General features: G+C 49.3%; 17 protein-coding genes, 2 tRNA genes and 1 other annotated feature (1 of these 20 cut by a window edge). Of the genes, 15 read left to right on the top strand and 4 right to left on the bottom strand.

Annotated elements, in window-relative coordinates; genetic code table 11:
- Positions 1-49 (top strand) — a binding site (T-box leader); it begins 185 nt to the left of the window's first position.
- 89 nt (positions 50-138) lie between these two features.
- Positions 139-1,419, top strand: a complete 1,281-nt coding sequence (gene serS / locus JMI88_RS28265) for a serine--tRNA ligase (RefSeq protein WP_201365300.1) — start codon at positions 139-141, stop codon at positions 1,417-1,419.
- Positions 1,420-1,429: 10 nt separating this feature from the next.
- Positions 1,430-2,575 carry an alpha-hydroxy acid oxidase gene (locus JMI88_RS28260; RefSeq protein WP_236023104.1) on the top strand — a complete coding sequence of 382 codons (1,146 nt, stop codon included), beginning with the start codon at positions 1,430-1,432 and terminating at the stop codon, positions 2,573-2,575.
- Between the two features lie 71 nt (positions 2,576-2,646).
- Here the strand turns inward: JMI88_RS28260 and JMI88_RS28255 are convergent, their stop codons facing one another.
- On the bottom strand, positions 2,647-3,141 hold the full coding sequence (locus JMI88_RS28255; RefSeq protein WP_201365299.1) for a metallophosphoesterase family protein: 495 nt from the start codon (positions 3,139-3,141) through the stop codon (positions 2,647-2,649).
- Between the two features lie 138 nt (positions 3,142-3,279).
- Between JMI88_RS28255 and JMI88_RS28250 the strand changes: the two genes are divergently transcribed.
- Together JMI88_RS28250 and JMI88_RS28245 are read left to right on the top strand one after the other, a co-directional pair.
- Positions 3,280-3,990, top strand: a complete 711-nt coding sequence (locus tag JMI88_RS28250) for a metallophosphoesterase family protein (protein ID WP_201365298.1) — start codon at positions 3,280-3,282, stop codon at positions 3,988-3,990.
- A 389-nt stretch (positions 3,991-4,379) separates the two neighbouring features.
- Positions 4,380-5,129, top strand: a complete 750-nt coding sequence (locus JMI88_RS28245; RefSeq protein ID WP_201365297.1) for a PrsW family intramembrane metalloprotease — start codon at positions 4,380-4,382, stop codon at positions 5,127-5,129.
- A 109-nt stretch (positions 5,130-5,238) separates the two neighbouring features.
- Here JMI88_RS28245 and JMI88_RS28240 read toward each other — a convergent pair whose 3' ends face one another.
- Positions 5,239-5,427 carry a hypothetical protein gene (locus JMI88_RS28240; RefSeq protein ID WP_201365296.1) on the bottom strand — a complete coding sequence of 63 codons (189 nt, stop codon included), beginning with the start codon at positions 5,425-5,427 and terminating at the stop codon, positions 5,239-5,241.
- Between the two features lie 745 nt (positions 5,428-6,172).
- On the opposite strand from JMI88_RS28240, the gene lpdA reads away from it, so the two are divergent.
- Together lpdA and JMI88_RS28230 are read left to right on the top strand one after the other, a co-directional pair.
- Positions 6,173-7,594, top strand: a complete 1,422-nt coding sequence (lpdA, locus tag JMI88_RS28235; RefSeq protein ID WP_201365295.1) for a dihydrolipoyl dehydrogenase — start codon at positions 6,173-6,175, stop codon at positions 7,592-7,594.
- A 182-nt stretch (positions 7,595-7,776) separates the two neighbouring features.
- A complete protein-coding gene (locus tag JMI88_RS28230) occupies positions 7,777-9,195 on the top strand; it encodes a polysaccharide deacetylase family protein (protein ID WP_201365294.1) in 1,419 nt (472 codons plus the stop codon).
- 82 nt (positions 9,196-9,277) lie between these two features.
- Here the strand turns inward: JMI88_RS28230 and JMI88_RS28225 are convergent, their stop codons facing one another.
- The gene (locus JMI88_RS28225; protein WP_201365293.1) at positions 9,278-9,730 is read right to left on the bottom strand and encodes a hypothetical protein; all 453 of its coding nucleotides are present in this window, start codon (positions 9,728-9,730) and stop codon (positions 9,278-9,280) included.
- 412 nt (positions 9,731-10,142) lie between these two features.
- Here JMI88_RS28225 and JMI88_RS28220 point away from each other — a divergent pair.
- From JMI88_RS28220 to JMI88_RS28205, 4 genes are all read left to right on the top strand, one after another.
- Positions 10,143-10,215: transfer RNA gene (locus tag JMI88_RS28220), tRNA-Ala, on the top strand.
- A gap of 255 nt (positions 10,216-10,470) precedes the next feature.
- A tRNA-Ala gene (locus JMI88_RS28215) sits at positions 10,471-10,546 on the top strand.
- Between the two features lie 172 nt (positions 10,547-10,718).
- Positions 10,719-13,196, top strand: coding sequence for a leucine--tRNA ligase (leuS, locus tag JMI88_RS28210; RefSeq protein ID WP_201365292.1), 2,478 nt, complete (start codon positions 10,719-10,721; stop codon positions 13,194-13,196).
- A 711-nt stretch (positions 13,197-13,907) separates the two neighbouring features.
- Positions 13,908-14,120, top strand: a complete 213-nt coding sequence (locus tag JMI88_RS28205; protein WP_201365291.1) for a hypothetical protein — start codon at positions 13,908-13,910, stop codon at positions 14,118-14,120.
- A 136-nt stretch (positions 14,121-14,256) separates the two neighbouring features.
- On the opposite strand, the gene JMI88_RS28200 is transcribed toward JMI88_RS28205, so the two are convergent.
- Positions 14,257-15,171 carry a phytoene/squalene synthase family protein gene (locus JMI88_RS28200; protein ID WP_268906029.1) on the bottom strand — a complete coding sequence of 305 codons (915 nt, stop codon included), beginning with the start codon at positions 15,169-15,171 and terminating at the stop codon, positions 14,257-14,259.
- A 119-nt stretch (positions 15,172-15,290) separates the two neighbouring features.
- Between JMI88_RS28200 and JMI88_RS28195 the strand changes: the two genes are divergently transcribed.
- The 5 genes from JMI88_RS28195 to JMI88_RS28175 all read left to right on the top strand — a co-directional run bounded on the left by JMI88_RS28195 (position 15,291) and on the right by JMI88_RS28175 (position 21,705).
- Positions 15,291-16,475 (top strand): ArsA family ATPase, encoded by a 1,185-nt coding sequence (locus tag JMI88_RS28195; protein ID WP_201365289.1) that lies wholly within the window; start codon positions 15,291-15,293, stop codon positions 16,473-16,475.
- 36 nt (positions 16,476-16,511) lie between these two features.
- Complete coding sequence (locus tag JMI88_RS28190; RefSeq protein WP_201365288.1) at positions 16,512-16,892, top strand: hypothetical protein; 381 nt, start codon at positions 16,512-16,514, stop codon at positions 16,890-16,892.
- A gap of 168 nt (positions 16,893-17,060) precedes the next feature.
- On the top strand, positions 17,061-19,790 hold the full coding sequence (gene recG, locus JMI88_RS28185) for an ATP-dependent DNA helicase RecG (protein ID WP_201365287.1): 2,730 nt from the start codon (positions 17,061-17,063) through the stop codon (positions 19,788-19,790).
- Between the two features lie 583 nt (positions 19,791-20,373).
- Positions 20,374-20,763, top strand: a complete 390-nt coding sequence (locus JMI88_RS28180) for a hypothetical protein (RefSeq protein ID WP_201365286.1) — start codon at positions 20,374-20,376, stop codon at positions 20,761-20,763.
- A 195-nt stretch (positions 20,764-20,958) separates the two neighbouring features.
- Positions 20,959-21,705, top strand: coding sequence for a hypothetical protein (locus JMI88_RS28175; RefSeq protein ID WP_201365285.1), 747 nt, complete (start codon positions 20,959-20,961; stop codon positions 21,703-21,705).
- Positions 21,706-21,740: the final 35 nt, after the last annotated feature.

Below are 21,740 nucleotides of genomic sequence, written 5' to 3'. Positions count from 1 at the left end.
AAGTAAGGTGGTACCACGATTTTGCGCATTCAGCGTCGTCGTCCTTGAGTCAGGACGCGGCGTTTTTTTATTGCCTATCGATTGCGTGGTCCACAGACACAGTGGAGGCACGCGGGGTGAAAGAGGAGAGAACATAGCATGCTTGATCTTGCATTTATTCGTAGCAATCCCGATGTAGTAAAAGAAGCGGCACGGCTGAAAAACAATTCGATCGATGTTGATGCCCTGCTGGCATTAGATCAACAGGTTGTCGCCCTCCAACATGAAGTGGAAGAGGCGCGTGCCAAACAGAATCAGCTATCAAAGGGTATTCAGCAGGCCGCCAAAGAGAAAAATACCGAACTGCGCAATAATTTAATTGCGGAAGGCAAGAAACTGGCTGAATTCATTAAAGCCAAAGAGCCCGAGCTGCATCAGTTGATTGAAGAGCGCTATAATCTGCTGTTGCTGGTACCTAACATTCCAGATCCCAGCGCTCCAGTTGGAAAAGATGATAGCGAGAACGTTCCATTTAAATACTGGGGAGAAGCTCCCAAATTCGATTTCCAGGCGCTGGATCACTACGATCTGATGCTCAAACATAATCTGGTCGACATTGAACGGGCCGTCAAAGTGGCGGGCTCGCGCAGCTATGTGCTCCGTGGAGACGCAGCCAGGCTAGAGTTAGCCCTGATTAATTTCGCGATGGACAAAATGTCGCGCAAGGGCTTCACACCACTCATCGTACCTTCGATGGCCCGCGACTTCGCCTTTGTCGGCAATGGTCAGTTCCCCAAGGGTCGTGACCAGGTGTATGAACTTAAAGATCAGGACCTCTTCCTGGTTGGGACCGCTGAAGTTTCAATCACAGGTATGTATAAAGACGAGATTCTGAAGGGCGAAGAGTTGCCACTGAAGTTTGTTGGCTATAGCCCCTGCTTCCGACAGGAGGCGGGCACTTATGGCAAAGATACCCGTGGCGTCTTCCGCATTCACCAGTTCAACAAGGTAGAGCAATATATCATCTGTAAAGCGGACCATGAGGAGTCGGTCTTCTGGTTCGAGCAGCTCCTACAGAATGCCGAGGAATTAATCCAGGAACTTGAACTCCCTTACCGCGTGGTCAATGTCTGCACCGGCGATATGGGCGATGGCAAAGTTGGAATGTATGATATAGAATGCTGGGTACCAAGCGAAAAACGTTATCGCGAAACTCATTCGTGCTCGTACCTGCACGATTGGCAGGCACGCCGCGTGAACCTGCGCTATCGCGATGAAGAGGGTAAGGTGAAATTCGTTCACACGTTGAACAATACAGCCATTGCCTCGCCACGCATCCTGATTCCGCTGCTGGAGACGCACCAGCAAGCCGATGGCAGCATTCTCATTCCTGAGGCGCTGCGCCCATTTATGGGAGGACAGAAATTCATTGGCCGCTAGGTAAGCGCATTTGCCAGTAAACACCATGGGCGACTTTCCTGGTGAAGGTCGCCCACAGGGCAGCCAGTCTACTGTATTCATGAGAGAGAAAGAGGCGCAAGAACAGGCAATGGAACCAATCAACGTTTTTGATTATGAGCAACTGGCACAAAAGCGTTTGCCAGCAATGATCTGGGACCACATTCAGGGCGGCAGTGACGATAGTGTGACATTGCATGCCAACCGCCAGGCCTTTGAACGACTGCGCCTGCGTCCACGCGTCCTGGTTGATGTCAGTGTGATCGAAACCCATACCACTGTGCTGGGCACGCCCATTCAGATGCCGATTCTTGTCGGTCCAACCGCCGGGCATATGCTGGCCCATCCAGAAGGGGAATGCGCCACCGCCCAGGCAACTGAGCAGGCTGGAACCATCATGATCGTCAGTGGCTTCTCCTCACGTACCATTGAGGAGATCAGGGCCAGCACGCAAGCTCCCCTCTGGCTACAGCTCTATAGTTACCACAGTCTGGAAGTAACCGGACAATTTGTGCAGCGAGCCACAGCCGCTGGCTATCAAGCAATCGTGCTTACAGTTGATACTGCCCATTTAGGCCACCGTGAGCAAGATATACGCAACAACTTTCAGCGTTCCCGCTTTGTGCCGCTGGCTAATTTTATAGATAATGACGTTAGCGAGACCCCCCTGCGCCACCTGGTTGATACATGGGAAACAGTGGACTGGCTCCGCACAGTCACGCACCTCCCCATTATCCTCAAAGGCATCTTAACACCCGAGGACGCCCTGCTGGCACTCCAACATGGGGTAGCGGGCATCGTAGTCTCGAATCATGGCGGACGACAGCTGGATGGAGCTATCTCCAGCATTGAGGCCCTGCCGGACATTATACAGGCGGTGAATGGTGGCTGTGAAATATATCTGGATAGCGGGATTCGGCGCGGCTCCGATGTGCTAAAAGCTCTAGCGCTGGGCGCGCGGGCCGTTTTGATCGGCCGCCCGATTTTCTGGGGCCTGGCCGTCAACGGTGCGTCAGGAGTCTACCACATCCTGGACCTGCTTCATGCCGAGTTGACTATGAGCATGGCGCTGTCTGGACGACCAACGCTGTCCTCGCTCGATCCATCCCTGATCAAAATGCCTGAACAGCGTATCTAAAACATCCAGGCTACAGCATAACTGATCAGCTTTTCAGGCGGCTATGCTCATTTAATTGAGTACCGCCTGCTTCATGGTAACAAGATGATCTCGCCCTTCACCGTCTGGGCCTCGTCATCTATCAGCAGTTGACCAATGCTGCAGGCAGGTTGACGGCGGCGATCGTTGGCACTGCCAGGATTAAAAAGCAGCTGGCCCGCATGTTCTTGATTATAAGGATTGTGGCTATGGCCAAACACCACCACTCGCGCCTCGGGAAATTCCTGACGCGCCGTACGCTCATAGTGATGAGAATCACCCAAAATATGGACAATGCCGATGCGGCAGCCACCCACTCTGATCTCTTTCTTAATTGGTAGTTTCATCACCACTTCTTCATGCTCAACATTTCCCTGCACAGCCACCACAGGAGCAATCGTCTCCAGTTCTGAAATCACAGATAAGATCGAGAGATCACCAGCATGAATAATCAATTCGACACCAGCAAAATACTCCCACACAGCCTCAGGCAGACGCGAAAAACGCGGGCAATGCGTATCAGAAATAATACCTATACGATGTTGCATCTTTGTATCCTCTCCTATTTTGAGATATATTACCTATGGTTTATCCAAGCAGCCGTATATATAAGTGCAGCGAAATGTGTACAACACAAATCTAGAGAGAAGGGGCACCGCTGAGCGTGCCTTAAATCAGGATATCATATGCGTATTGCGATTATATCTGATATACATGGGAACAAGATAGCGCTGGATGCCGTACTGGAGGATCTGGCCCGGCAACCTGCCATCGACCAGCTCGTAATTGGGGGAGACCTGTGCTTAAACGGACCCTGTCCTAAAGAGGCACTGGAAACCGTCCAGCAGTTACACTGTCCGGTTATTCAGGGCAATGTTGATACCGATGTCGTCAACCAAAACTCAAAAAAGGGTCCCAAGAAACAAAGCGTGATCGAATGGACCCGTAACCAGATCGGAGATGCAGGTATCGCTTACCTGGCATCATTGCCCTTTAGTCATCTTGTTTCCAATCCTAATGGTACTGACCTGTTAGTGGTGCATGCCAATCCACTCAATCAGGAAGAGGCCATCTTTCCAACCTCACCCGATAGCAAAATTGAGCATCTCTGTGGCGATTTGCGCCCCACAGTAGGGGTACTGGTCTTTGGACATTATCATGTCGCTTACATGCGTCGCTGGCGCCATCTACTCCTGGTCGATACAGGCAGCTGTGGCCTGCCTCGGGATGGTGATCTACGTGCAGCGTACGCGATTCTGACCTGGCAGGATAATATCTGGCAAGCAGAACATCGGCGCGTCAAGTATGATGTGAAAGCGGTTGTCAAACAGCTTAAAAATAGCGGTATTCCCACCGCTGATAAGCGTATCAAGGTGTTAACCGAAGCAGAATATTGATTTACGTAAATGCATCACACTTGTCAGACACAGTCTGGCAAGTTGTTTTTGTCTTCTTTAACTATCTCTCAGGATAAGTCATTCAGCTGTCAGCCAGATTGTCGCATTGGTTGGCCGGACAACGTGTTAATGACAACAAATATTTAAGAAGAACATATCAGAGAAATGCCAGATAGAGAATGGTTTTGCGCCTACAGAACAGGAGCCTGAAAGAATGTTCTGGTGGTGGCAGATCCTGGCAGTTATGTTCACAGTGAAGGAAAGGTTGTCATGGCACAGCAAGACTGGATTCCACCGGTACCCCCCTGCAGGTAGCGGCCCATCGCAAGCGTAGCTGGTTATCAGCTCTGTTCATCGGCCTGTTACTATTTGGGGCCTCAACAATCATATTGTTTATTACGGGCAACGTAAATCTCTATCCGACCGTCATTTTAATCGGCAATTTTTTGGTCCCGATTGTTTTTGTAGCCTTTCTTTATGATCATCAACATATCAGCCAGTTGACCCCCGAAGTGGTGGCCAAAAGTTTCTGCCTCGGTGGTATCCTCGGCGTCCTGGGGGCTGCAATTTTTGAATCGTTCCTGGTTCGACCTCCCAGTCCAGACCCGGGGCTGACGCTAAGTAGCGGCATGACAATTGGATTAATTGAGGAGGGCTGTAAGATCCTGGCAGTCATGTTTATGGCCCGTCATATACGTCATACCTCCGCGCTGGATGGATTATTGCTGGGGGGGGCCGTTGGTATGGGTTTTGCCGCGTTTGAAAGTACCGGCTACGCCTTTACCGCCTTTTTGCTCAGCAATGGTCATATCAGCGCTTCGGTATTAGAAACCATCATCAGAGGCATACTGGCGCCATTTGGTCATGGCGTCTGGACGGCTATTCTCGGCTCGGTTTTGTTTCATGAGAGCCTGCCCCATCGTTTTCGTCTAACCTGGAAAGTAGTGCTGGCATATCTATTTGTCTCGCTCTTACATGGATCCTGGGACGGGTTGCCAGCTACGATCTATATGATCATTCCTCCAGGCGTTCCAATCTCTACAACCATGGCTACCATCAGCGTCATTGGAATAACAGTCCTGACCGTCTTCTACCGCAAAAGTATACGTCAGTCCACCTTAGATGCTAGCCATGCATAGCAACATATGATAGAAAAAGCGCCAACCTTTGTGTAAAGAAAGATTGGCGCTTGCGGATTGCGGATTTTGGGTTTTCGATTTCTATAATCAACATTCTATAGAATACGCATTAGCATAATTGATAATTACGCTCATCGGCGGACGCGATATAACGTAAACAACGAGCTAAATTAGATGCAGCCATATCGGGCAACTCTTCTGCACCAGCAGCGTCATCGCCCAGATAATTGGCAGCATCACCAGCATCTACTAACTCAAGTTCCTCAATAATGGAGCGCAGTTCTCCAGTTGTTGTCATTGGATATCCCCCAGTCATAAGCATTTAGATCAAATGTATTCACTTCCACCTATACGCAGGCATACCATCCACCTGATCAACCAACATATTGGCATGCCCGGTTATCTTTAAAGATAGTTTGCGTATGCAGAGTAAGCATAAAAATTAGAATATTTGTCTCTGCATTTATTGATACGTTTTATTTTCCAACTCGTCATGGTAGTAGGCCAAAAAGGTGATCCATTGCTCGAGCAAACGCGCAACGGATGATGATGCTCATAGGTTCGGAGCTGGCCTCCGATTTGCAACCATGGCGAGCGATACCAGAGCGGAAACATGACATGATATTTTGAACGTTAACATGTAGCAAGCGAGAAATCGGAGGCCAGCTCCGAACCTATGATGAACTTGTACGTATCGAGATGGAAAGAAACGTGGTATACTGACGGGGAGTAAAACAACGTATCAAAGGGGTAACTGGATAGGCCGTGCAAGCAATTATTTGCGATTGCCAGCATGATATTTTGTGATTGGATCGGCAGGCCCCGGATATAAAAAGACTGTTTTATCTTGACAAACAGCAAACCATATTGTACTCATTCATTTGGAGAGACAATGACGTGTACTCCACGCGCAATATGCTTCATGGTACACAATGTGAAACGGGTTCAGAGACACCATTAATTTAAGTGGTACGTACAAACGTTCACATCCATCCAACCTTCAGGCAAGATGAATGAGTCCATGCAAATTGCAGGAGAAATTCATGACGAGTACTCATTATGATGTTGCAGTCATCGGGGCTGGCCCCGGTGGCTATGTAGCTGCCATTCGGGCTGCGCAGCGGGGCGCTAAAGTCGCTATTGTTGAAAAACAATATATGGGCGGTACCTGCCTCAATGTTGGCTGCATTCCTTCAAAGGCAATGCTTCACATTGCTGAAACGTTGCATAGTCTGAGTTCCATTAGCGAACTTGGGATCACGCTACCTCAGGCGCCGGTCTTTGATATGAGTAAAGCGGTCGCCTTTAAAGATAAAGTCGTCAAGCGTATGACGGGCGGCGTCAGTACCCTGATGAAAGGCAACAATATTGATGTTTTTGATGGACAGGGTAGTGTTGACGCCTCAAAAAACGTTACGGTGACGAAAAATGGCAATACCCAACGGTTTAGCGCGGATAATATCATCCTGGCAACTGGTTCGGTTCCGTTTGTGCCACAAATGCCGGGTATCGACGGCGATAAAGTGATGAATAGCGATACTTGCTGGAACCTGCCCAAAACGCCGGACAGCCTGATTTGTGTTGGCGGTGGCGTCATTGGCATTGAGCTGGCCTGTATGTTTAATGCACTGGGCACTAAAGTTACTATCCTCGAAATGTTGCCCAATGTACTGGCGCCAGTGGATGAAGAGGTACGGAAGCTACTGGTACGTATCATGGGTAAACGTGGCATCGAGATTGTAACCAACGCAAAAGTCGAGGGTATCGAAGAGGTCAATGGCCAGAAAAAAGTCAACACTTCTACCGACAAAGGTCCACAAAGTTTCGAGGCTGAATATGTTTTGATGGCCGTCAGCCGTCGAGTCAATACCAGCGGCCTGGAGCAGTTGATGGAGCAGGGACTCGACACAGATCGAGGGCGAGTACGTGTTGATGAGCATATGCAGACTAATCTGCCCGGCATCTACGCTATTGGTGACCTGGTCCATGGCGCAGGCCTGGCCCACGTAGCTTCCACAGAGGGTGAGATCGCAGCGGACAATATCACTGGCCATCCGGCAACCATGAACTACGATGTCATCCCCAATCCAATCTATACCTTCCCGGAAATCGCCTTTGTTGGTCTGACAGAAGCCGCGGCACGTGAGAAGTATAATGAAGTACGTGTCGAGCGCTTCCCCTGGGCAGCTATCGGCAAAGCAGTAGCGATCGGCGAGACCGAAGGCTTTACCAAAGTCATCATCGGCAAATATGGTGAATTCCTGGGCGCCCATATCATCGGTCCAGATGCCACTAACCTGATTACCGAATACTCGCTGGCCATGCGCGGTGAGCTCACGGTTGATGAGGTGGAAGAAACCATCCATCCACATCCAACCCTCAGTGAGGGATTGCGCGAAGCCGTCCTGGCCGCGGAAGGACATCCTATTCATATTCCACCCAAACAGGCTGTGCGCGCACGCTAATACAGCTAGCTACAATATACTTCTATACACCAGCGTGGTATCTTAAAAGTAAGGTACCACGCTGGTGTTTATTAGGAATTTTGGATGAGTTTAATCGATAGATTGGAGTTAATCTATGAACTGCAGTATGATGGTTGTGTAAGATCTAAAGAAAATGACTGAGCAAATATGGGGTACAATTAATGAAGAGCATTGGTGAAAAAGATGTACGGCAAAATCATCTTCTTTTCGCTAAATTCTTGATGATCAGTTCCATCATTTTAGTACTTGTCGCTGGCGCATTAGGAGCATACCTTATCTTCTCGCCCGTACACACAACATTTGTAGGCGCCAAAACTACCGTCACCAGATATGTTCGACAGACAACACCCGGTCAGTATCAAGCTGAAGTAACTCAGGTTGGACAACGCTATATGCAAGCTTTATTGCAACAGCGGTACGCTCTTATGTGGTCGATGCTTCATCCTGATGTACAACAAATGTGGCCCAATGAACAGGCCTTTGCAGCTTACTGGCAACATCGATTTCATGCTTTCAAGCTCAAAAAATTTATGACTGGCCAGGTCAGCGATCTTTCGAACTGGACAAATGCCGAGACCATGAAGGAGTATGAGCAGGTCTCTAAATTGTCGATCTCACTCCAATTAGATCCAATCAAACCAATAAATCTCAACACACAAACGTCAGCCGCAACTCTGCACGCTAATGAGCTTTTCCGCAATCTACCCTTCATCGTCCAACGCGTTCTGATTGGCGCAAACAAAGGTGAAGGCAACCGGTGGTTGATCCTCAATGGAGGCCCAGCCGATATAGAGGCTCCCATTTTACCACCAGCCAATCCCGTCGCCAAAAAGATTAAAGTCCCCATTCTGATGTATCACTACATTTCAGAGATACCGGCCCAGGATAAAGTCAATCCTTATAGTTACCGGCCAGGCTTAACCGTGACACCAACCGTCTTCTCACAACAGATGGATTATTTTAAGAAGCTTGGGTACCACACCATCACCCTTAATCAGCTATTCAGTGCTCTCTACTATGATGGTCCCTTGCCCGCTAAACCGATTATTTTTAGCTTCGACGATGGCTATGTCGATGCTTACACAAATGCCTATCCAATCCTCAGAGCCCATGGCTATACGGGCATTTTCTATATTATTACCGGCAAAGTTGGCTGGGCCGGACAAGCGAGCTGGCCGCAGCTGCGCGAGATGCTGGCCAACGGCATGCAAATGGGTTCGCATACTATCGATCACCGGGCGCTAGGAGATGTCTGGCAGATATCACCTGATGATGCGCGCCATGAGCTGGAAACATCACGCCAGGTTCTAGAGGACCACCTACAAACAGTCATACAGCAGTTCTGCTATCCAGCTGGAGATCCACTCAACAAAAATCAGGCGCTGGCCTCTACCCAGAATCAGATTCAAGGAGTGATGTCGCTCTTAAATGCGACAGGTTATGTGGGGGCAGTCAACGATCCACGCGTGCCCTCCATCACCCAGGATAGTACCAATCCTTACATCATCCACCGGCTTCGTGTGCTGGGCAATGAAAACATACAAAGCTTTGAAGCCGAGATGGCTCCTTTTGTTGCATAATACAAAAATCCGGAGGAACCTGCCCTCCGGATTTTTGCTATGCTGTGGTTCTATATTTATGAGGTCAATAACAGGTGCTGGCTTAACTCTCTAGCTCTCCCTGCTGACGCTTGCGGAGGAGGGCGATCCAGGCCATACGCTCAGAAATCGATAGGGGCAAAGTGAACTTGTATGGCTCATCATGATCTTTATCTGTATTCAACTCAAACTCTAATCGTTTTACATCCATAGTATTAATGCGCTTACCAGACATGAATTGATCCGCAGTGACGGAGCTGGAAATTTGCCCCGCATTCTGTCGCACAAGCATATCCTCCATCTCAGTTTCTGAGGATGCAAAGAATACGCGCACATTTTCTTTTGGAATATAATTATAAGCACGCAGCAGCGTAAAAAGTGCGTGCGGTGAAGTCAATAAAGTCGAACGCCACTTCCAAACCATTTGTTGGGTAAGGGCCTGACAATGTGAATTTATATGTTCTGTGCTTTCAACAGGGGCTTGCTCTACACAAAATGCAACACGATAATAAATCATTGTATCTTTACCTCTCAACGTATAACCCCACATGTCAGATGGGTACTTACCAATCAATCAGAAACAATGTAACAACCAGGGCGAGGTTCCGATTGTCCTTTCTAAGAGATGGAGATCGACGGATGAATAATTGCAATGTCTGTAACCCGCAATATCTATAATCACTATACGCCATTGTCCTTCTTTTTTGGAGAAACATAGGACATTTGGGGGGTCATCGTTTATTTGTTATAGATTTATGAGGTTCAAAAAGTAAAACAAAAATTGAGACGTACAGCTATCAGGAGCTTGAAAAAGTGCTGACAAGCGTATATATAGCATTCAAGGCTATCAGAATGAAGCGTTTGCTGAAGAAATACCCGCTATCAGGGGTTTACAATAATGAATAAGTGTGCTATTATCTACTGCACATGGGGATGTAGCTCAGTTGGTAGAGCGCGACAATCGCACTGTCGAGGTCAGGGGTTCGAGTCCCCTCATCTCCACTCAACGTACCATCAATGAATACCTTGCAAATCGTACGTACATGTGCTATAGTACAAGTCGTCAAGAGAAAGCGACGAGCAGGAGTAGTAGGTCGCCCTGATTCAGAGAGCAGCCGGGTGGTGCGAGACTGCGAACCAAGACCGAACTCGCCTGGGAGCAATAAGTGTGAAGCTTTTAGTAGCACTTGTCGGTACGCCCGTTATCGCGTATAATAAAGAGTAGATCTTGGTAGCGCACCAGTTATACAAACACATGGGCTTGTAGCGCAGCTGGTAGAGCGCCTCCATGGCATGGAGGAGGTCAGGGGTTCGAGTCCCCTCAGGTCCACCAACGCCACTTTGATCGAAAATCAGGGTGGTACCACGGAAAAGCCTTTCGTCCCTTTACGGATGGAAGGTTTTTTTGTTGTCTTGTATAGTGGCCAGATTTTTCTATCTTTTCTTTCTCTGACTGGCAATACACACAGACTTCTACACTTGTCAGTATATATGGGGGAGGCCCAATGATTACACATACCAAATATGATCCAAAAGAGATTGAGAACAAGTGGCAAACGCAATGGGAGGCTGATCAGATCTATCACGCTTCCGATGACTCGTCCAGGCCAAATTTCTACCACCTGGTAATGTTCCCTTATCCCTCAGGGGACCTGCACATGGGCCACTGGTATAACTATTCCCCTTTCGATGCCTATGGCCGCTTTAAACGTATGCAGGGCTATAACGTTATGCAGCCCATCGGCTTTGATGCCTTTGGCCTGCCAGCTGAAAATGCTGCGATCAAGCGTGGCATTCAGGCGCGCACCTGGACACTGGCCAATATCGAAAATATGCGCAAGCAATTGCGCGCCATGGGTGCCCAGTGGGATTGGCAGCGTGAGGTCATTACTTGTCTGCCCGATTACTACAAATGGACTCAGTGGCTGTTTCTGCAATTCTATAAAAAGGGTCTGGCGTATCGTACCAAGGCTCCTGCCAACTGGTGTCCAGGCTGTAATACCACGCTGGCTAATGAGCAGGTACTGGCCGATGGCACCTGTGAACGCTGCGGTAGCGTGGTGATCCGTAAAGAGATCGATCAGTGGCTGCTGAAAATCTCTGCCTATGCCGAACGCCTGCTGGATTTTTCTGAGGTGGTGAACTGGCCCGAGAAGACAATTACCATGCAACGTAACTGGATTGGTCGGAGCGAGGGCGCTGAGATTCGTTTTAGCGCCGAAATCGATGGTCAGACCGAGGAAATTCCAGTCTTTACCACACGTCCCGACACTATCTATGGCGCCACCTTCTTTGTGCTGGCCCCTGAGCATCCCTGGGTCGAGAAAATTACGACCCCTCAACAGCAAGCCGAGGTAGATGAGTATGTAACACAGGCGCGGCGCATGACCGAGATTGAGCGCATGAGCACCGAAAAGGAGAAGAGCGGTGTTTTTACCGGTGCCTATGTCACTAATCCTGTGAGTGGCGAGGAAATTCCAGTCTGGATCGCTGACTATGTGCTGATGAGCTATGGTGCTGGCGCGATTATGGGTGTACCCGCCCACGATCAGCGCGACTTCGAGTTTGCGCGTAAATTTGGCATCCCTATCCGCGAGGTTATCCGCGCGGAGGGAGAAGAGGCAACCGATCCAGCCACCTGGACAGAAGCCAAAGAGGCTCTGGGCGTGATGGTCAATTCGGGTCCTTTTGATGGTACGCCTGGTGAAGAAGCAAAGGCGCGCGTCATTGCCTACATCGAAGAAAAAGGAATCGGCCACAGTAAAGTAAATTATCGCCTGCGCGACTGGTTGATTAGCCGCCAACGCTATTGGGGTGCGCCCATCCCCATTGTCTATTGTCCAGAGCATGGCACAGTGCTCGTACCAGAGGATCAGTTGCCAGTCTTCCTGCCAGAAAATGTGCAGTTTAAGGCTACTGGTGAGTCGCCGCTGCGCTATGAGCCAGACTTTGTCAACACCACCTGCCCGGTCTGTGGTGGACCTGCTACGCGTGAAGCTGATACGATGGATACGTTTATTGACTCTTCCTGGTATTATCTGCGCTATGCCGATCCACATAATGACACGGCAGCCTGGAGTCCTGAGAAGATGCACGAGTGGCTGCCAATCAATCAGTATGTCGGTGGCGTTGAGCATGCCATCCTGCACCTGCTGTACTCGCGCTTCTTCGTTAAAGCGTTGCATGATATGGGGTATCTGACCTTTGATGAGCCCTTCCAGCGCCTGTTCCATCAGGGTATGGTACTGGGTTCAGATGGACAGAAGATGTCAAAATCGCGCGGCAATGTCGAGGCACCCGACAAATACGTCTCTAAATACGGCGCCGACACTGTACGCTGCTATATGATGTTTATTGGTCCCTTTGATGCCGGTGGCTCATTCAAGGCCGATAATCTGGAAGGTATCTGGCGCTTCTTGAACCGCGTCTGGACCCTGGTTAGCGATGCCTGGATCAATAAACCCAATACGGCCGTAAGCAAAGAGAGTAAAGCGATTGAGCGCCTGCGCCATAAGACTATCAAGCGTGTTACGGAGGATTTAAATAACTTCCGCTTCAACACAGCCCTGGCGGCTCTGATGGAATTCAACAATGCCTTGATCAAGCAACAGCGTGAGACGGTCGCTCATAGCGCTGCTTATCGCGACGCCCTGAGTAGTTTGCTGCAATTGCTGGCCCCGTTTGCGCCGCATATTACAGAAGAACTGTGGCAGCAGAGCGGCCACACAGGCAGCATCCACACCACCGAATGGCCAACCTATGTTGAAGAACTGACACAAGACGAAGCCTTCACGCTGGTAGTTCAGGTCAATGGCAAGGTCAGAGAACGTATGGAGGTACCCGCCGACATCAGCGAGGAAGAAGTACGCAAACTGGCACTGGCCAATGAGCGCGTCCAGTCCTTCATTGGCAGCAGCGCCAACGTCCAAAAAATCATCTACATTCCAGGCCGCCTGGTAAATATTGTTGTCCGCAACGCTTAATAAATAGTAGAGCAAGGTAAACATAAGTCATCCCGACTTTTTGAAACTCTTGTTTCAAAAAGTCGGGATGACTTATGTTTGTCCCCCACAGACAAAAACTTTTTAGCAAACCGGGATGATTTTTCACGGCTCTCTTGTTTTCATTTATGTAAGCAATCTATAGATAAGACTGCTTAAATTTTTGACCTGGTTATTAGCTGCCTCCATTCCCCATCGTAAAGCGTCTATGTAAGTAAGCGTTCTTGTGCATGGCAATTACAGTTCAGGCCAGTACCACCCGATATCATAATCCATAATGGTACTGAAAAAAAGAAGCTCACTCAGCCGTACATGGAACCTTTCCATAATGTCAAACGTATATAGGGCAGATAGTTCATCTAAGCTGGCTCAACAATATAAGTGCAGCATAGCTGAGGAATGACCTTCAAATGTGAACTATTTCACACTCTAATTGTCACGCAATCGATAGCAACTGCGATCTTTTCCGCTTACACTTGCCATTATTGGAATGAATAGTAGGGAGGGAAGAAGAGGGCTGGTGAAATCTGGTGGGGATAGACGAGCTAGTATTTGAAAAATTAACGTCTCAGACGTTTAATATATCAAGGGTTTGCACCTGATATATTAAATTTCTGGTCAGTACATTAAAAAAAGCGGAAATCATGCTGCGGTGAAGTGCCTATGAAGGGCGTTGGTGGAAGGATAAGAAACATGAATACACAACCCTTAGAAATGATAAATGCTTCGCAAAGTGTAGAGACAGAAACAGACAAGTTGGTTCGTAACGGGTTTACCTCGGACGAGATTATTTCCTTGTTCTGGCTGCGACAATGGTATCAGCATGGCGGAAGCGATCGAGTAGAAGTACTCCGTCATCTGGAATTCCTGAAATTGCTTGTCGTTAATGGCAAGGTTAAGCCTTAATTAACTCAGGAAACTACTATACTCTATTTTAGATGCGCAACATTTTATTTGAGAAGCCCGCTCCCAACCAATGGTTGGGAGCGGGCTTCTCTTTCAAAGTGCCTCTTTGCGTGCGCTGACACGCTCGCATCTTTTTTTAATGAAGTCCCTTAAAATAAGGATCGACTTGCTGCATCAGCCAATGGGTTGAGGCCATCCGGACCTTTGTCTGCAGGGGTACACTGGCACGCATGGTAAACACATCAAAATTATTGCCGCAAATACGATCCAGGATACAACGATAGAGGGTACTACTCAAACGCACGGCCAGCCGACAATCAACATCTAACAAATCTACCCCGGGTATACCTCTCTGATAATAGTAATCGGTTCGCTCCATCTGAAAACAGAGCAGTCCCCGAAAGGCATCATTGATGACCCCACGCATAAGGTCATCTTCATTGTATCCAAAACGTGTCATTTCTTCTAAAGGAAGATAAATACGATTTCTGCGCGTATCCTCACCAATATCACGTAAGATATTCGTCAGTTGTAAGGCGATACCTAGATCTACCGCATAATTTAGCGCCTCGTCATTCTCATAACCAAAGATTGGCGACGTCATCAGGCCAACCGTGCCAGCCACGCGATAGCAATATATATATAGCTCATTAAAATTGAGGTAGCGTTGCTGGTTCAAGTCCATCTCAACACCACTCAGAAGATCCAACGCCGGTTTGAGCGGAACATGATAATATTCCAGCATATGTTCCCAGGCCTGAAGAATCGGATTGCCAGTTGCTACACCTTGCTCATACAGGTGTGTCAGCGCCTCGCGCCAATCATCAATAGCCCTGGCAGGAGAACCCACCTCCTGGAGATGCCCAATGGCTGGTGTGATACTATCCACCTCTTCATCAACAATATCATCCACCATACGACAGAAAGCATAAATAGCCCAGACCGCCTGTCTTTTTGGCTGCGGCAAAAAGAGGGATCCCCAGTAAAAGGTCTTTGATGCTCGTTGAGTCAGCTGACGACAGTATTCATAAGCAGTAGAAAACCTCGGCAAGAACAAATCATCAAACCTAAGCGGTACAGTCTACGTAGATATTTCTGACCGATACGTGAGTACAGATCGACCCGCGGTCGTTTGATCATACAGTAAATAAAAATAGAGCAAGGAATTCTATGCGTATCATTCTCTATCTTGGTAAAGGTGGTGTTGGCAAAACCACCGTTTCGGCCGCCACTGCTGTACGGGCCGCCACCCAGGGAAAACGGACCCTGGTTGTAAGCACTGATCTTGCCCATAGCCTCGCGGATTGCCTGCAAACTAATCTGACGTCGGAGCCCAAAGAATTGGCAATCAACCTCTGGGCGCAGGAAGTAAATGTCTTAGATGAAATGCGCCAGGGATGGGGAAAACTGCAGGAATCCATGACCAAAACCCTGCGCAAACAGGGCATCAATGCTGTGCTGGCCAATGAGCTGGCGCTGATTCCTGGGATGGACGAGATCGTCAGTTTAATCAACATTTATCGCAATGCGCGCGATGGAAATTTTGAGGTCGTCGTCATCGATGCCGCGCCCACAGGCGAGACAGTGCGACTCCTCAGTATGCCAGATACCTTTCAATGGTACGCCAGCCGCATTATGGGCCTGCAAAACAACCTGGGTTTTGCGCGTCCTTTGCTCAAGGCGGTACTCCCAATTCCAACCGCAGAGATCGTAGATGCCGTCAATGCCTTGAGTGAGCGCGTCAAAGCGTTACGTGAGGTGTTGAGTGATCCAGAAGTCAGCTCCTATCGGCCCGTCGTCAATCCCGAACGGATGGTGATTAAGGAAGCGTTACGTGCCGAAACCTACCTGGCGCTCTTTGGCTATCCTATCGATGCGGTCGTCTGCAATCGTGTCATTCCGGCTGGCAACTATCAAGATGCATTTATGCAGGATATCTACCGGACCCAGGAAAAGCTACGTCAACGCATCCATCAGACCTTTGCGCCGTTGCCTGTCTGGGAGGCCCCATATCGTTCACGTGAGATCCTGGGCATCGATGCGTTGGGCGAATTAGCCACTACCATCTTCGGCACCAATGATCCCACACAGGTCTTTCATCGAGGTCCAATCCAGGAAATTGTGCATGAAGGTGATACCTATATCCTGCGTTTACCCTTGCCACATGTCGAAATGGATAAAGTGGCGATGAGTAAAAATGGCGATGAGATGGTGGTTGAGATCGGCAATTTTAAACGCGATATTACCCTACCATCGATTCTGGCCAATCAAGAGGCAACTGTGGCCCGTTTCGTAAATAGAGCGTTAGAAATTCATTTCAGTGCTCCATCAGAACAGGCAGATAAATCGGCTTAAATGGCGTGAATACATCCTGGAAAGTGAAAGATTATCATGTTATTCACATCCATACTGGTCATTTTGACCGGACTGGTGTTGATTTCGTTGTTGCTCTGGCTCTACTGGCGCTGCCGGAGGGGTGATCAACGCGCGATCAATACCGTGAATAGCATGCTGCTTCCTATTCTAAGCGTGCTGGCGGTGAGCATCAATCTGCTCTTCAGCCATCGCCAGCACACGCCAGGCTGTACGGGAACCATCGATATCTTGTTTTATGCTGGCATTATCGCCTCCATTGCCATCATCCTGCTAGGCTGCCTGATCTTCTTCCTCAGTCGCGAGCGCGATCGCCGCACCATTACCCAGCCGGTCCTGGTTGCTACCATACTGGTGACCATTACCTTCCTCACAATGTACCTCAACCATTGCCTCTAGCCATATTCCGCAGGTAAAGAGGCACTATATTCTCAACAACGCTATTTGCTCTCAATAGCCCACAGCATAAGTCAGAGCATATCTCTAGTACTTGACACCTGTTCCAATTACCCTCTATTATTGACACTGAATATTGAACAGCACAGTATAGAATAAAACATCGTATTTATGTCAAATAGCAATACTGCAACACTCACAACCTATATTGAACGTGCACGCAAAGTTCTACAACACGAACAGCGCACTAATCACCAGGATCAGGCGATCAAACCTGGTGGTGTAGAGGCGTTTACCGCGCGCTGGTACTCTGATACGAGCGCGCTCTGCCAGAGTACTGGCCAGGATGCAGCTCCACTGCAACGCTTCACCGAATATCTCCACGGCTATCATCAACAAGATCCTATCCAGCGCGCCGCCAACCTGCGGGCGGCTCTGGCCATTCTCAATGAAATCGAAACAGCAGCGCCGGGCACATCATCAACATCTCAAACCGCCAAAAAAGTAGTATCCCAGCGGCCCGCGGCCAACAAACCGGTCAGCCAGCGAGAGCAAAAAAATACTGAACAACGCAAGGCAGCAGTTCCACCGCCGACTAAAACCAGTCCAGTTGCCAGACCAGCCGCCACGAATAGCAAGCCTACGACCACGCTCAAACAGGCCAGGCCCAAAGAGACGCCTCAGAATACGCCTAATCCCATTCGGTTAGAAGCTGGCATGAGCCAGGGACATACCGCGTTGACGTTGCTGAGCGCTGATATCACTGCCATTCCCGGCGTCGGTCCCACCGTGGCGACGCGCCTGCGCTCATTGGGACTACGCACGGTCCGTGATCTGCTCTTCTACTTTCCACGCGAACATCGTGACTATAGCCAGCTGACCAAAATCACTGATGTGCCTTTTAACGAGGTCACGACGACGATGGGGCTGATATGGGACGTGGAAATGAAGCGTACCGGCAACGGCCGAACGCGCACCATCGCGACCATTTCCGATGAGACAGGTAAGCTGTATGTCTCCTGGTTTAATCAGCCTTATCTACAGAAACAGCTACAAGCCGCACATGGTACCTATCTGGTCGTGACTGGTGTCAAGCAACGCTTTGGCAATAAAGTTGAGTTCGCGGTACGCAGCCATGAATTGCCTGAACAGGGCGACCTGCTCAATACCGGGCGCATGGTGCCCATCTATCCTTTGACCGAAGGCTTAAGCGCCAAGGCGCTACGACGCTTTACTAAATATGTGGTTGATCGCTATGCGAAAATGGTGCCAGACTACCTACCGGTCTCCATACAATCTGCTGGTCGCTTGATGATGCTCTCACGAGCGATCGAGCAAATACACTATCCAGACAACGAAGAGCTGCGCGCCAGTGCCCATCATCGACTGGCGTTTGATGAGCTTTTTATGTTACAGCTTGGGATGCAGGAGCGGCGCGCACGCTGGCAGCACGAGGCTAAGGACGGCAACGCATTTACACGCTATGATCATCGCATCTTTCTGGACTCCACCCAGGTGGAGAACCAGGAAAAAGCAGCGCCCGGCCAGTCCACATCTCCGTTGCTGGGCTCGACACTCTGGTCGGTCATTGCCACCGATAAACCATTTGAGGGTACGCTGCCATTCTCGTTTACCGCCGCCCAAAAGAGGGTCATCAATGAAATTTTCCGCGACCTGACAAAAAGCAAACCAATGTGCCGGCTCTTGCAGGGCGATGTAGGAGCCGGTAAAACGGCGGTCGCGGCGGCCTCCCTCCTTCTGACGGCCCTGAATGGCTATCAGGGCGCGATCATGGCCCCGACCGAATTGCTGGCCGAACAACATGCCCGCAGTATCAGCGTCATGCTGGAACCGTTTGGTGTCCAGACGGTCTTGTTGACCGGTAGCCAGCGCCAGCGCGAACGCAACCTGGTGCGCCAGGCTTTAGAATCCGGACAGGCAGCAGTCGCCATTGGCACCCATGCATTAATCCAGGATGACGTAAACTTCCATAGCCTGGGATTGGTCATTGTCGATGAGCAGCATCGCTTTGGCGTTGAACAGCGGGATGCACTGCGTCAGAAGGGCTTGCATCCACATATGCTGGTCATGACAGCAACCCCGATTCCGCGCACATTGGCCCTCACGCTCTATGGGGATCTAGATGTTTCGGTGATTGACCAGTTACCACCTGGACGCCAGAAAATCATCACACGCTGGCGTACCGGCACACGGCGCAACGAGGCCTATACCCAGATCGCTCACCAGGTCGCAGAAGGGCGTCAGGCATTTATTATTTGTCCTTTGATCGAGGAGTCGGAATCTTTATCAGCCAAAGCCGCGACCAGTGAATATGAACGTTTACAGCGCGAAGTATTTCCTAATTTGCGTGTAGGTCTACTGCATGGAGCGATGAAGCCCACTGAAAAAGATCAGATTATGCACAGTTTCCGTGACCATGAGCTAGACATTCTGGTGGCTACCTCGGTAATTGAGGTTGGCATCGATATTCCTAACGCCACCGTCATGGTCATTGAAGACGCCGATCGCTTTGGCCTCTCTCAGCTGCACCAGTTCCGTGGACGCGTCGGCCGTGGTAAACATCAATCCTACTGCTACGTCTTAAGCGCAGAAGCCAGCATCCAGGCCCAGGAACGCCTGGGAGTCTTCCAGGACACCGATGATGGCTTTAAACTCTCGGAAGAGGATCTGCGGCTACGTGGTCCCGGCGACTTCATCGGTGTGCGCCAGAGCGGCATGCCGGAACTGCGTATTGCGGACTTCAGTGATACAGCCCTGATCGAGCAGGCACGCTCATTGGCTGAACAGCTCTGGCAAAGCGATCCCTACTTACGCAAGCCGGAACATGCGCCCTTGCGTGAGCGGATGTATCTCTTCTGGCAAAACTTCATGCCACACTAAGCGTGTTTGCTTCCCAGTACATTGGGAAGCAGAGCGCCCCCAATCTTTTTTTATGTTGGTGCAAAACGCGCGCTGTGCGCGCGTTTTGCACCAACATAAAACCTCTTTTGAGCTCCGAAGGAACGTAGTGTGAGGCAGAGAGACCACGATAGGTGTGGGAGCCTGACACTTTCTACAAGTTTTATGTCATCCTAAAAAATCGCCTCAAAAATAAGACACATTTCGCTTACAGCAGCGATTATTTCTTTGAGAAGTCTGTTAGTCGGTTTATCGACATTGATCAATTCATAAAAAGAAAAGGAAAAGTACTATTGCTATGAAAAAATTATTACGAATTCCTTTCATACTTGCCAGCTTGTTAGCATTATTAGCTCTAATGGTGGCATATGGACAGCCTACCTCCGCTAGTGCTAGTGCAGCGACCACATCCCGCACAAACACATCATCTCTATACAAGGTCACAAGCTGCACCACATTCGACCTTGGCGTACATTCCCAGGCGCTCCCAAGCACAAAATACGATAATCCAACATATGGCTTCTCCACTTACTACAATGGAAAATACGTAAGCCGCCCCTGGGTAGTGTCTCAAGATGCCCGAGGCGTTCACTTTTATCCCAAAGGCAGCACTAATGGAGAGAATCTCACCGTCAAACTGGACAACTCCAAGTCAGAAACACCCGAAGCGTTTCTGCGTCGCTTGATGCAACCTGTCGCCAATCACCACATGTGCAAAGCCAACCAGATCTCATTTGGCTCATTTAATGGGAATCCCAACATTATCTGGACCAGCATCGCGGTTCAGGTCACCATCAAAGCTACTCATACTCAAACCAGGCAGCTCTATATGGCTGCGAGAAATCCGAAAACTGGCAAGGTACTGGCCGCCATCTTCACCAACGGACCAGATGTAAGCGCCCATACCAACCTGGAAGACTTCAGGTACATAATGGATCCATTCGCCTTCATCTAGTGTTTCTCTTTTGCAGAGGGACGCATGAGCCATCCAACCTATATGTCAGGGGATAGCGCAGCCAAAGTGCGCTATCCCCCTGACGCTGTTTCGAGCATCGAAGGTGCGAAATTGTTTTTGCTAACTTACTCCTATTGCTCTGAGAAGATAGCTAATCGGAGCCAAGTAATTTATAAAAGAAAGTGCCTGAATTATATGAAAAAATTATTACGAACTCCCTTTGCACTTGCCAGCCTGTTAATATTAGCTGTTCTATTGATAGCATGTGGACAATCGACCCCTGCTGAAACTGGCACATCAACTACATCCAATGTTACTCCCACCGATACAACGACTACGTCCAGTGTCACGCCCACTGCTACACCAACCATGCCCAGTGTCACACCAACAACACCCGGCACAGACGCGTCTTCCCCTTACCAGGCCGATAGCTGCACCACATTTGACCTTGGCGTGCATTCCCAGGCGCTCCCAAGCAAACAATATAATAATCCTGCATACGGCTTCTCCACTTACTACAATGGTGAAGGGAACGGCATCCAGGTAATCCGCCCCTGGGTAGTGTCTCAAGATGCCAGAGGCGTTCACTTCGACCCCAAAGGAAGCGCCAATGGAGAGGATCTCACAGTACAGTTGGACAACGCTAATGCAGAAACACCGGAAGCGTTCCTTCATCGCTTAATTGGACCTGTTGCCAGCCAGCAAAATTGCATGGCCAGTAATATTACATTTAATAACAGCCAGGGCACAATCTGGACCAGCATAGCGGTTCTGGTCACCATCAAAGCTACCAACGCTCAAACCAGGCAGCTCTATATGGCTGCGAAAAATCCGAAGACAGGCAAGATGCTAGCCGCTATCTTTACCAACGGTCCCAGCGTAAGTGCTAATACAAATCTAACAGACCTGCGATATATGATGGACCCATTCATTTTCATCTAGCGCTTCTAAATAAGTGGCTAATTCCCATCATCATG

The organism is Dictyobacter formicarum (assembly GCF_016587435.1).
This window is presented reverse-complemented; position numbering and strand designations above follow the sequence as displayed.

What these genes read in the sequence shown, in the direction of transcription:
- JMI88_RS28205 (WP_201365291.1), top strand. Translation starts at nt 13,908, where the DNA reads ATGAATACACAACCCTTAGAAATGATAAATGCTTCGCAAAGTGTAGAG.
- JMI88_RS28255 (WP_201365299.1), bottom strand. Translation starts at nt 3,141, where the DNA reads ATGCAACATCGTATAGGTATTATTTCTGATACGCATTGCCCGCGTTTT.
- JMI88_RS28225 (WP_201365293.1), bottom strand. Translation starts at nt 9,730, where the DNA reads ATGATTTATTATCGTGTTGCATTTTGTGTAGAGCAAGCCCCTGTTGAA.
- JMI88_RS28240 (WP_201365296.1), bottom strand. Translation starts at nt 5,427, where the DNA reads ATGACAACAACTGGAGAACTGCGCTCCATTATTGAGGAACTTGAGTTA.
- lpdA (WP_201365295.1), top strand. Translation starts at nt 6,173, where the DNA reads ATGACGAGTACTCATTATGATGTTGCAGTCATCGGGGCTGGCCCCGGT.
- leuS (WP_201365292.1), top strand. Translation starts at nt 10,719, where the DNA reads ATGATTACACATACCAAATATGATCCAAAAGAGATTGAGAACAAGTGG.
- JMI88_RS28175 (WP_201365285.1), top strand. Translation starts at nt 20,959, where the DNA reads ATGAAAAAATTATTACGAACTCCCTTTGCACTTGCCAGCCTGTTAATA.
- JMI88_RS28230 (WP_201365294.1), top strand. Translation starts at nt 7,777, where the DNA reads ATGAAGAGCATTGGTGAAAAAGATGTACGGCAAAATCATCTTCTTTTC.
- recG (WP_201365287.1), top strand. Translation starts at nt 17,061, where the DNA reads ATGTCAAATAGCAATACTGCAACACTCACAACCTATATTGAACGTGCA.
- serS (WP_201365300.1), top strand. Translation starts at nt 139, where the DNA reads ATGCTTGATCTTGCATTTATTCGTAGCAATCCCGATGTAGTAAAAGAA.
- JMI88_RS28250 (WP_201365298.1), top strand. Translation starts at nt 3,280, where the DNA reads ATGCGTATTGCGATTATATCTGATATACATGGGAACAAGATAGCGCTG.
- JMI88_RS28190 (WP_201365288.1), top strand. Translation starts at nt 16,512, where the DNA reads ATGTTATTCACATCCATACTGGTCATTTTGACCGGACTGGTGTTGATT.
- JMI88_RS28195 (WP_201365289.1), top strand. Translation starts at nt 15,291, where the DNA reads ATGCGTATCATTCTCTATCTTGGTAAAGGTGGTGTTGGCAAAACCACC.